General features: G+C 43.7%; 6 protein-coding genes. All 6 read left to right on the top strand.

Annotated elements, in window-relative coordinates:
* The first annotated feature begins 13 nt into the window (after nt 1-13).
* The 6 genes from Bovatus_RS15555 (at nt 14) to Bovatus_RS15530 (ending at nt 11,429) form a co-directional block, all read left to right on the top strand.
* Nucleotides 14-424 (top strand): hypothetical protein, encoded by a 411-nt coding sequence (locus Bovatus_RS15555; protein WP_004298645.1) that lies wholly within the window; start codon nt 14-16, stop codon nt 422-424.
* A gap of 12 nt (nt 425-436) precedes the next feature.
* A complete protein-coding gene (locus tag Bovatus_RS15550) occupies nt 437-2,062 on the top strand; it encodes a DUF1735 domain-containing protein (protein WP_004298643.1) in 1,626 nt (541 codons plus the stop codon).
* 44 nt (nt 2,063-2,106) lie between these two features.
* The gene (locus tag Bovatus_RS15545) at nt 2,107-3,096 is read left to right on the top strand and encodes a glycoside hydrolase family 43 protein (protein WP_004298641.1); all 990 of its coding nucleotides are present in this window, start codon (nt 2,107-2,109) and stop codon (nt 3,094-3,096) included.
* A gap of 140 nt (nt 3,097-3,236) precedes the next feature.
* Complete coding sequence (locus tag Bovatus_RS15540; protein WP_004322907.1) at nt 3,237-6,416, top strand: SusC/RagA family TonB-linked outer membrane protein; 3,180 nt, start codon at nt 3,237-3,239, stop codon at nt 6,414-6,416.
* A gap of 20 nt (nt 6,417-6,436) precedes the next feature.
* Nucleotides 6,437-8,323, top strand: a complete 1,887-nt coding sequence (locus Bovatus_RS15535; protein WP_004322908.1) for a RagB/SusD family nutrient uptake outer membrane protein — start codon at nt 6,437-6,439, stop codon at nt 8,321-8,323.
* Nucleotides 8,324-8,345: 22 nt separating this feature from the next.
* Entirely contained in the window at nt 8,346-11,429 is a 3,084-nt protein-coding gene (locus Bovatus_RS15530; protein WP_004298636.1) for a SusC/RagA family TonB-linked outer membrane protein, read from the top strand.
* Nucleotides 11,430-11,448 lie beyond the last annotated feature (19 nt).

Raw genomic sequence — 11,448 nt, 5'->3', positions numbered from 1 at the left:
AATTTATTCGCTTATGAAAGTAATATATGTAGTGTTGGTATGTTTGTTGGTTTTCGCCTCTTGTGCGGAGACGGAATATGCCGAAAACGGGGTTGATAAAAAGAATATAACGGGATATACCGAAGTTGGGTTTTATAGTTTGGATGGAATTTGTACTTTTACAGAGCAGGAACAACTTCAGGCTGCAATTAATCCTAAACGGTTGACTTATCGCCTGCAAAATTCGGATCAAAGCAAATACATTCATGTGAAGTTTGACGGGAAGCCCACGGCTGTTGGTCAAAAGATGAAGACTGAATTCTCATTCCAAGGAGTTTCTTTCCTCAAAGAAGGGATGGAGATGGAGGTAGTTCGTATAGACGGAGATAAAGTTTGGTTGTCAGGAGATAACGTCGGTATAGTAATCCCTGTTTTTAATAATTAAAAGAAAGATATTATGAAAAGATACATTCCTATTGTAGCGTCATTAATGGTGTTTTCGTTGATATCATGTGGTGAAGTCATGGATCTGACACAGCCGGAAAAGGCTGAAGTTACCTATTCCAATATTACCTTGTCGCTTTATCAGACAGGCAAATATGATTTATATCTGGATGAGCCGGAATACCAATATAACATTATGGTGGAGAAAAGCCATTGCGAAAAAGAAGCAAAGGCGAAATTGGCTGTTGTTGATGCCAAAGAGTTTGGTGAAGAATATCACCTCTTACCTGTGGAATATTATGATCTGGATGGAAGTAATTTTAATTTTAAGGGGGACGATGTCCTGCGTATGGTAAATTTGCGCTTCCATGATTTAGGTACGCTTGACGGATCAAAGAAATACGTTCTCGGTTTGAAACTGGTTTCCGACGATCTTGCAGTCAATCAAGAGAAAAGTACAATGACTTTCTTCCTGCAACAGAAACAGGGAGAAATCGACAACCCTTATACCGTGGCGACAACGAGCGACTTGATAACTCTCGGAGAGAAACTCAAAGATGGTAAGACGATTTATGCCAAGATAGAGAATGATATTGATTTGCAAGGTGTAGACTGGCAACCGATAGAGACCTCGGTTTCCAAACAACTTGTATTGGATGGAGGCGGACATACGATTCGTAATCTGAAAGTAAATACTTCCTCTTCTGTTAATCAGGGATTCTTTGGATTGTTGGTTGGTAAGTGTTCCAATATAAACTTTGAAAATGCGCAGATTACAGCCAATACAAAGATGGCAGGCATCCTTGCCGGACAGGTGGGAGCTGCTACTTCTCCGGGTATCGTGGAGAATGTTCGGGTATCCGGTACGATTTCTTTAACTTCGGGAACGGGAGCGGCTGCCTGGGATAACGGTCAGGCTGGTGGTATCTGTGCAAGACTTCATGGTGCAGATAGTAAAATTCATCAGTGTACATCGGCAACGGATATTACTGCCGTATGGTGCGCCGGCGGTATTTGTGGGGAAACGAGAGGCGGAGCAACGATCTCTCAATGCTCTTCCACTGGGGATATTGTGACTGAATCATGTGTAGGAGGCATTGTTGGACGTATGTTATATTCTATCGTTACGCAGTGTTATTCTTCAGGTCTTGCACAAGCTTTCCCGATGAAAGTGGCGAATCCTGCGGGTGGTATTGCCGGATTTGTAGATCCTAGTCCGACAGCTGTGATCTCTTATTGTTATTCCGATTGCGAGATTTCCGCTCAAAATCAGGTAGGCGGTATTATGGGATTTGCTAACAAGGCGACAGGAATCACCGTAACACATTGTGTGGCTTGGAACCAGAAATTATTCTCTAACGGTGCACCCAAGTCGGGAAGAATTTGCGGACGCTTTAACAAGAATGAGGCTAATAATTGCTATGCGAATCCAAATATGGAATGTCGTTTCTCTGCCAATACGCCCGCTATCGTAGACGAAGAAATACCCAATTACGGAGCACAAACATTTGGTGCCGACCGTTACAATGGTCTTTCTACGATGAGTACCCCGATAGATGCTGCCAAGGCTCTTTCTTGGGATGAAGCAATATGGAATCTCGCAGGGGAGAAACCCGGTTTGGTTTGGATGTTAGATTGAAATTTTGTAGATGAGATAAAGATCAGATATAGAATAAAATAGGTATGAAAAAACATAAAATGACAAAAAGACTTATTCTCGCATTAGGAATCATTGGTTTGTCTGTCACTGGGGGACGGGCTGATTCGGTTAATGAGAAGGAGATCACTTATGCTGATCCTACAATTTATGTGGAAAACGGCAAGTATTACCTCACCGGTACACGCAATCAGGAACCACAGGGCTTTGCTATCCTCGAATCGACCGATCTAGAGCATTGGACAGTGCCTGATGGCAGTTCCCTGCAACTGATTCTGCGGAAAGGAGATCGAACGTATGGTGAAAAAGGCTTCTGGGCACCTCAATACTTTAAGGATAAAAGAACTTATTATTTCACTTATACTGCCAATGAGCAAACGGTGATCGCTTCTTCCAAATCGGTATTCGGACCTTTCCGGCAGAAGGAAGTCAAGCCGATAGACGCTTCCGCTAAGAATATAGACTCTTTCCTATTTAAGGATGATGATGGGAAGTACTACCTATATCATGTCCGCTTTAATAAAGGTAATTACCTTTGGGTAGCCGAGTTTGACATAAAGAAGGGAAGTATCAAACCGGAAACATTGAAACAATGTATGGACTGTACGGAGGCTTGGGAAAAGACTCCGACCTACAAGTCTGCACCAGTGATGGAAGGACCGACTGTTATGAAGTGGGACGGGGTATATTACCTCTTCTATTCTGCCAATCATTTTATGAATATCGACTACTCGGTAGGCTATGCTACTGCTTCTTCCCCTTTCGGTCCGTGGAAGAAGCACCCGAACAGTCCGATCATTCATCGCAGCCTCGTAGGAGAAAACGGATCAGGACATGGAGATGTATTTAAAGGGCTGGATGGAAAATATTACTATGTTTACCACGTTCATCGTTCGGATTCCACCGTGTCTCCTCGTAAAACACGTATTGTTCCGCTCATCCTGAAGAAAGGAAACGATGGCATATACAATATCACCGTAGACAAAGAGCACGTCATAAAGCCAATGTGGAAATGATTTGTTCAGAAATGTAGTAGAGAAATCTATTTTGCACATTTGTACGGGTTTTAAGGAGATTCTTCCCTTTCATTTGAAGATTTTCCCGCTTAATTTGTGTCTTGAGATAAAGAATTTGTTAACAGTTAAAAATAATGTTTATGAAAAGAGACAGACTTTATTTTTCTTTCTTATGTCTTTGTTGCTTTTTGTTTTGTGCGCTGGACGTGCAGGCACAACAAGACTATTGGAAGGGACAAGTGAAGGATGCAGTATCCGGTGAACCGATGATTGGCGTCAGTGTTCGCGTGAAAGGTACGGGAAGCGGTACGATTACTGATTTTGACGGTAATTTTACTGTGAAGGCATCAAAAGGAGACATACTTGTCATTTCTTATGTGGGTTATAAAACTCTGGAACTGGATTTAAAGAATAAAACGACTTTAGGCGTAATCTCTTTAGGAGAAGATACGGAGACCCTGGAAGAAGTGGTAGTGGTTGGATACGGTGTACAGAAAAAGGTGTCCAGTGTCGGTTCCATTGCCACTGCAAAAGGAGATGACTTATTAAAGATAGGTAGCGTGAACTCCGTTTCCGAAGCTTTACAAGGCCAGATGCCCGGTGTGGTTGCCATTAACTCCACCTCAAAGCCGGGAGCCGATAAAGCTTCTTTGTTGATTCGTGGTAAGTCCACTTGGGGAGAAGCTGCTCCGTTAGTATTGGTGGACGGTATCGAACGTGATTTCAACGATGTCGATGTGAACGAAATTGAATCTATTTCCGTACTGAAAGACGCTTCGGCAACTGCGGTTTACGGTGTGAAAGGTGCGAACGGCGTTATCTTGCTGACAACCAAACGCGGACTCGAACAGAAACCGGAAATCTCATTCACTGCTAACTTCGGTTTTAAACAACCTTCTGCCGCTCCTGAATGGTCTGACTATGTGACCTCTATGAAACAGTATAATAGGGCACAGGCTAATGATGGTAACTGGGGAGCAATGGTTCCCGAATCTACCATTACCGCATGGGAAAATGCGTATGCTACCGGAAATTACGGTCCGTATAACGATGTCTTTCCCGAAGTGGACTGGTGGAAAGAACTGGTAAAGAATGTAGGTTATGAACAGGCTTATAATCTTAATGTACGCGGTGGTACGAAGAAAATGAGTTATTTCGTATCCTTGGGTTATTTGCATGACGGAGATATTTTTAATACTACCAAACAAGAGGATTTCGATCCTTCCTTCTCCTACCGTCGCTATAATTGGCGTAGTAATTTCGACTTCAATATCACAAGTACTACTAAGCTTTCGTTCAATGTGGCCGGTAAGATGGGTTATCAGAATCAGCCGTCTTATTATGAGAATGTCGATTCTCCGGATGAACGCTTTTTTAAAACGTTTTTCACGGCTCCAAGTAATGAATTTCCGATTAAATATAGTAATGGAATATGGGGAGACGGGTTAAGTTCCGATCAGAATATAGCCTGTCTGATGAATGAAGGAGGTAGTCGTAATATTAAACAGCATCAAGGTTTTTACGATGTAATCCTGAATCAAAAGCTGGACTTCATTACAAAGGGGTTATCATTGAAAGCATCGTTGTCTTACACTACTTCTTCATCATGGACCACCCAGATCATGCCGGGTAAGATTTTAGGTAAAGACGATTTGGTTGCCCAACGTACGCATATTCGTATGAATCGTGTGTATGATTACGCCAATCCTATTTATAATGCTGATGGAACAATTACTTATAATTATACCGAGAAACGTTATCCGGATGAGAATGCTCCCGGAGATTTGCCTGTTGGTGGTGTTTATGACGGATTCAAGGCTTACGGACGTAAACTTTATTACGAATTAGCATTGAATTATAGTCGTCAGTTTGGCGATCATGATGTAAGTGCCTTATTTGTATTTAACCGTAAGATGAACGAATCGACCAATCAGAATGTGATGAACTTCCCGGCTTACGAAGAAGATTGGGTAGGTCGTGTCACTTACAATTTTAAAGAGCGTTATCTTGCCGAATTTAACGGTGCTTATACTGGTTCGGAGAAGTTTGCTCCGGGACACCGTTTCGGATTCTTCCCCTCTGCCTCTATTGGTTGGCGTATCAGTGAAGAGCCATGGGTGAAGAAATGGACTAAAGGAATACTGACGAACTTGAAAGTACGTTATTCGTATGGGGTAGTTGGTAATGATAAAGGTGCTACCCGTTTCAACTATATCCAGAAGTTTGAGCAACTCTCCGACAATGCGCAGTTTGGTAAATATCAGACCAGTAACTGGGGACCTTTGTACAAAGAAGGGAAACTGGCCGACCCCGATGCTACCTGGGAAGAATCTATTAAGCAGAATATCGGTATCGAAATAGGTTTGTGGGGTAAACTAAACTTTACTGTGGATTTGTTCGACGAAAAGCGTAATAACATTCTGATGACACGTAATACGATTCCGTCATGGGCTGATAGCGGTATTGCTTTCCCACAAGTGAATCTGGGTAAGACTAAAAATCACGGTCTCGAACTGGATGTCACTTGGAACGACCGTATCGGAAAGTTTAATTATTACGCGAAGTTTAATTTTGCAACCAGTGAGAACCGTGTTGTCTTTATTGATGACCCGAAGAATCAGAGCGAATATTTGAAAAAAGCCGGAAAGTCAATCGGATATGTGAACAAATACTTGGCAACGGGAAACTTCCAGTCGTTGGATGATATTTATAACTCGGCACAGTCCACTATTGCCAATGGTGCACACAACACATTGATTCCGGGAGACTTGTACTACATCGATTATAATGGAGACGGTATGATTGATGCTAAGGATATGGTTCCGATGAAAAACCTGAACTATCCGACCACTACCCTCGGATTTACATTGGGAGGTTCTTACAAAGGAATCGGATTCAATATGTTGTGGTACAGTGCTATGGATGTTTATAAAGAAGCAATACCATCTTACTTATGGGATTTCCCGGAAGGTAATATCAAGGCTCAACCGAATACATTGAATACATGGACAGCCGATGCTCCGATTCAAAGCGGTCCGGTTCGCCCCAGTATTCATGTGCAGAGAAGTTATAATTCGGTGGCCAGTACATACACATATACCAACCATGCTTATCTTCGTTTGAAGAACCTGGAAGTGAATTATCAGATTCCGAAACGTTGGTTGCAGCCTTTACGTCTGACAAAACTGCAAGTATATGTCAACGGCAGCAATTTGCTGACGTTCTCAAAAGGAGATTCCCGTCGTGACCCCGAACATTCGGGACAGAATGTTTATCCGATGGTGAGACGTTATAACATTGGTTTTAGATTAGGATTATGAGACACTTTAAATTTACTGATATGAGAAGACATAAGTTGAATTGGATATGGATCATTCTGTTGGGTCTGTTTGTAGGAAGCTGTGAGGACTATCTGGACCGCTCTCCCGATGACGGACTTTCCGAAGATGATGTTTATAAAGATTATAGCAGTTTGTTAGGGTTCATGGACCGTATCTTTCAAAATGGTGATATATTAATCTTTACACATGGTATCAACTCTTATTCGAATACATATGTAACGGTAGGCAATTTGTCGGATGAATATGCATCCGTCCGCGATAATGATCCGTCGAAGTTTGTCAATGCAGGTAACTGGCTGGAGAATGCTAGTACACGTTTCGAAATCGGAAGTAAAAGTGATGGAGCGAATTTCAAAAGTGCTATTTCTCGTGCTTATACCGGACTTCGTATCGTGAACCGTGTAATTAGTGGAGTAGATCAAGTGAAATCCATCACAGACGACCAAAGGAGAAAACTGTTGGGACAGGCTCATTTCCTGCGTGCCTACTTCTATTTTGAGATTATCAAACGATATGGCGGAATGCCCATCTTTGACCAGCTTTGGGGAGCATCGGACGACTTTGACTTTCCCCGTAAAACTTATCAGGAATCCAATGCTTGGATGCAGACTGACTTGGATAAAGCCATTGAATATTTACCTATAAGCTGGCCTGACGAGGAACATGGACGGCCTGACAGAGTAAGCGCCATGGCATTAAAAGCGATGACACAGCTGTATGCTGCCAGCCCTTTGATGCAGAATGACCTGAATTCTATTGAAAACAAAGGATATGGAAAAGAGATGGCTGCTGAAGCTGCCCGTAGTGCGCAAAAGGCGATCAATGCTATTGAAAGTCACGAATATTATCGCCTGATGAATCATGACGAATATCGTAGTATTCAGCTAATGCCTAATTCCAATCAATTCGCACAACCGGAATATTTATGGTTCCTGCGTTGGCATCATGGCAACTGGTCTGCTTTCGTCAGAGCGCAGTGGCTGACACAACCATACGATAATAAAACCGGTGCCGAAGGTACTCCTTATAATGCTCCGACACAAAATGCGGTAGATATGTACGAACGTAAGGGAGCTGACGGCAACTACTATCCGATCACTGATCCGCGTTCTGGTTATGATGCGGTAAAGACTACCAATCCTTACTCGGATAGAGACCCTCGCTTTACGAATAATATCCTCGTGCCCGGTGAGCAATGGGGGAAGAATTTACAGGGTGTTCCCTATTATCTGACTACTTATTCGGGCGGTTACTCCGAGAACTTCATTTCTACCAATCAGTTTACGAGAGGCTCTCAACAGACCGGATATATGTGTAAGAAGTTCATTTGGCCGGAAGCAAGTGTGCCTTTGTTTGGCGAAGCTGGTTTCCAATTATATCGTTTGGTGGCTGTGTACATTCGTGTTTCGCAAGTTTATCTGGATATGGCAGAGGCTTCATACGAAGCGACAGGTGATCCGGATGCAGTCGTTACGGGTTGTACGATGTCGGCCCGTCAGGCTTTGAATAAAATCCGTGTAAGAGCCGGAATCGGTGAATTGCCGGATGGAGTTGACTTTAGAGAAGCTTATCGTCGGGAACGTGGTGTGGAATTGATGTTCGAAGGACACCGCTGGTATGATATTCGCCGTTGGATGATTGCTGAAGACCTGTTTAAGGGTGAATATCCGATCATGGGCGTCAAAGCAACCCCGATCAATCATTCTTATACGGCCGACCAGTTGAAAGTGGAAAAAGCCTGCACTTATAAGCTGACTGACTTTACTTACGAGTATGTTCCGGTGAGGACAGCCGTGCGGACGTTTAACAAGCGTAATTATTGGTATCCGCTACCGATGGATGAAGTGGCGGCTTTGGATAATCTTCAACAGAACCCCGGATGGTGATACCTAAAATAAAGAAAAGTATATGAGAAACAAGATTAGATATATAAGACTGATAGGGCTCATATTTGTCCTTATCGTTGGCTCTAGCCTGACTTTCGCACAAAATAAATCAAAGAGAAAGTCGGCGAAGAAGCCTTTGGTGGAAGTAGTTTCTATTGTTACCGACGAGAAAGGTAGCCCGTTGAAGAATGTTTCTATCATTTGTGGAGAAGGCGCAGTCGTTCTATATACAGATGCAAAGGGACGTTTTCAGACGAAGGTCGAGAATGACGCAACCGTCATGGTGGAGGCTTTGGGATATGAAGATAAAGTGTATAAGCTGACAGGCAGCAATATCGTTCCTGAAAAGATTGTCCTGAAGAAAGAGCCTCTGTTCCTGACCGAAGAATCGCTGGTGAATAGAGCCGATGGTGGCAAGACATATAAAGGGAATGAAGTAGGCGCAACGAGCGTACTGGAGAACGGACAGTTCGGAACCTTCCCTGATTTGACGCTGACTAATATGCTGCAAGGTAAAATGTTAGGTCTGCAAGTTCGCTCCACAGTCAGCGGATTGGGTAATAATACTCCTGATTTATTTATCCGTGGCCAGCATGGCATGTCGGAGAATACAGCTATTGTTATCATCGATGGTGTGGAACGTCCGGCAGCGGATTTGATTCCTGAAGAAATCGAACGTATCGAGTTGCTGAAAGATGCCACTGCCAAGATTCTTTATGGGGCACGTGCTGCGAATGGCGTACTTTGGGTGACTACCCGCAGAGGAAAGGCCAACCGCCGCATTTATAACGCAACCGCCGAAGCAGGTGTGGTACAGATGACGCGTACTCCTGATTTCCTGAATTCTTATCAGTATGCTAATCTGTATAATGAAGCGCGTGCAAACGACGGACTGACTCCTTACTATAATCAGAAACAACTGGAAGGATATAAAAACTCCAAAGGAGTCAATGACCTATTGTATCCGAACGTCGATCTGTACGATCAGTTGTTGAACAAAAATGCCAATTATCGGAAAGTATCGTTCGATATGACGGGTGGTACCGACAGAGTGCGTTATGCCCTGATTGCCGGATATGTAGGAGGTAGCGGATTTGAAGACGTCACCTATACTCCGCAATTGCACCGCCTGACTCTTCGCGGAAACCTCGACTTCAATGTAACGGATTTCCTGACTATATCCGCAGACGTTGCCGGACGTATGGAAATGCGTAAATGGGGGCAATTGGACTGTGGTCAGGTATTTACGGCCCTGTCTACGCATCGTCCGAATGAATACCCGCTGACTATGTCACCGGAAGAAACCGGACTAGCCAGCTCGGACGGGATTCCCTTGTTTGGCGCAAGTCTGTTGCGTCCGATGAATGCATACGCGGAAACGATGTACGGAGGATATACGGATGAGCGTTATACACGCAGCCAGACCAATATCGGTTTGAAATTTGATCTTGATATGCTGACAAAAGGATTGAAAGCCGGTGCTTTCCTTTCTTTCGACAACTATGATTACCTGCAACTCTCTTTGAGCAAAGTCTATCCGACGTATGCCATCAAGACATATCGTGACTTTGCCGGTGAGGAACAAATTATGTACACCCAGATGAAGAAAACAGATGTAGCCACTTCACAAAGCCGGAAGTCGACTACCTTGCAGCAGACATTGGGTTGGAATGCCTTTGCCGCATACGAGAATACATTCAACCAAAAGCATGATGTATCGGCACGGCTGACTTACATGTACTCGAAAACAACGAATCAGGGAGTGACCCAAGACATCATCAATGCAAACTACGCATTGCGTCTGAACTATATGTATGACCACCGCTATGCTGTGGAAGCCGACATGGCATTGATGGGAAGCAACCGTTTCAAATCGGGAGATAAATACTTCTTCTCGGCAGCAGGCGGCCTAGCCTGGATTCTAAGCAATGAAGATTTCCTGAAAGACAATGAATACGTGAACTTCCTGAAACTGAAAACCAGCGCCGGTATATTGGGCTATGACAGAAGCACGGAACATTTATTGTATGAACGCGCCTGGTCGCAAGACGGCAGCTTCCGGTTCGGAACAACGAACAACGGTGCTACGGCTTACTATTCCACTTTTGTCCGTGCAGGCAATCCGAACCTGAAATGGGAAAAGGCAGCAGAATGGAACATTGGTGTGGAAGGCCTGTTCCTGAATAACCGCTTATATACCGAAATAAACTATTTCCGTGAGAAACATACGGACATCATTGGTTCTGTTGATGCCTCTTACGGGGATTATACTGGTAACTTTACCTACCAGGACAACATGGGCTCTGTCTTGAATCACGGTATAGAAGGAATGTTCACTTGGAGCGACCGTATCAACGACTGGGCTTATTCGGTAGGAGCCAATTTCGTATGGTCTAAGAATAAAGTATTGAAATGGAACCAGGTGAAGCATGGTGAAGAATACCGTTACACAGTGGGGCGTTCTACCGATGCTATGATGGGACTGGTTGCCGAAGGATTATTTGGCAAAGATGTAGCCATCAACGGACATGCCCCCCAGACGTTTGCCGATTATCAGGAAGGCGACATCGCCTACAAAGACCTGAACGGCGATAAGATCATTGACGGTCGTGACGTAAAGGAACTCGGAAACTCATTCCCACGTACTACATTGGGCATTGACTTCAATGTAAGTTACAAAGGCTGGGGATTGTATCTTCAGGGATATTCCGAACTGGGCGTTCACACTTGGGCAACGAATGCTTATTACTGGAATAATGGAGAAGGTAAATACTCCAAACTGGCATTAGACCGTTATCATCCGGCAAACAATCCGACCGGAAGTTATCCGCGCCTGACAACCACTGCCGGTGAGAACAACTTCCGCAATTCTTCTTTCTGGTTGAAGAATACAAGCTTCTTCCGTATGAAGAATGTTGAATTGAGCTACACGTTTAATCAGTTCTCCCCAAGTTCGGTCGTGAAGAAGATGAAGGTTTTCGCTCGTGGTGCAAACTTATTTGTCCTTTCTTCCGTGAAAGATTTGGATCCTGAATTGCTGAATGCCGGTGTGACAAACTATCCGGTGACACGTACTTTTACAGGCGGAGTCTCTTTTGTATTTTAATTTTGAACAATTAATAGAT

Source organism: Bacteroides ovatus, assembly GCF_001314995.1.
Classification (GTDB): domain Bacteria; phylum Bacteroidota; class Bacteroidia; order Bacteroidales; family Bacteroidaceae; genus Bacteroides; species Bacteroides ovatus.
The sequence above is the reverse complement of the archived record's forward strand: the minus strand, read 5'-3'. Positions and strand labels throughout refer to the sequence as shown.

Coding starts and splice junctions, on each gene's coding strand:
- Bovatus_RS15555 (WP_004298645.1), top strand. CDS start 14: ATGAAAGTAATATATGTAGTGTTGGTATGTTTGTTGGTTTTCGCCTCT.
- Bovatus_RS15550 (WP_004298643.1), top strand. CDS start 437: ATGAAAAGATACATTCCTATTGTAGCGTCATTAATGGTGTTTTCGTTG.
- Bovatus_RS15545 (WP_004298641.1), top strand. CDS start 2,107: ATGAAAAAACATAAAATGACAAAAAGACTTATTCTCGCATTAGGAATC.
- Bovatus_RS15540 (WP_004322907.1), top strand. CDS start 3,237: ATGAAAAGAGACAGACTTTATTTTTCTTTCTTATGTCTTTGTTGCTTT.
- Bovatus_RS15535 (WP_004322908.1), top strand. CDS start 6,437: ATGAGAAGACATAAGTTGAATTGGATATGGATCATTCTGTTGGGTCTG.
- Bovatus_RS15530 (WP_004298636.1), top strand. CDS start 8,346: ATGAGAAACAAGATTAGATATATAAGACTGATAGGGCTCATATTTGTC.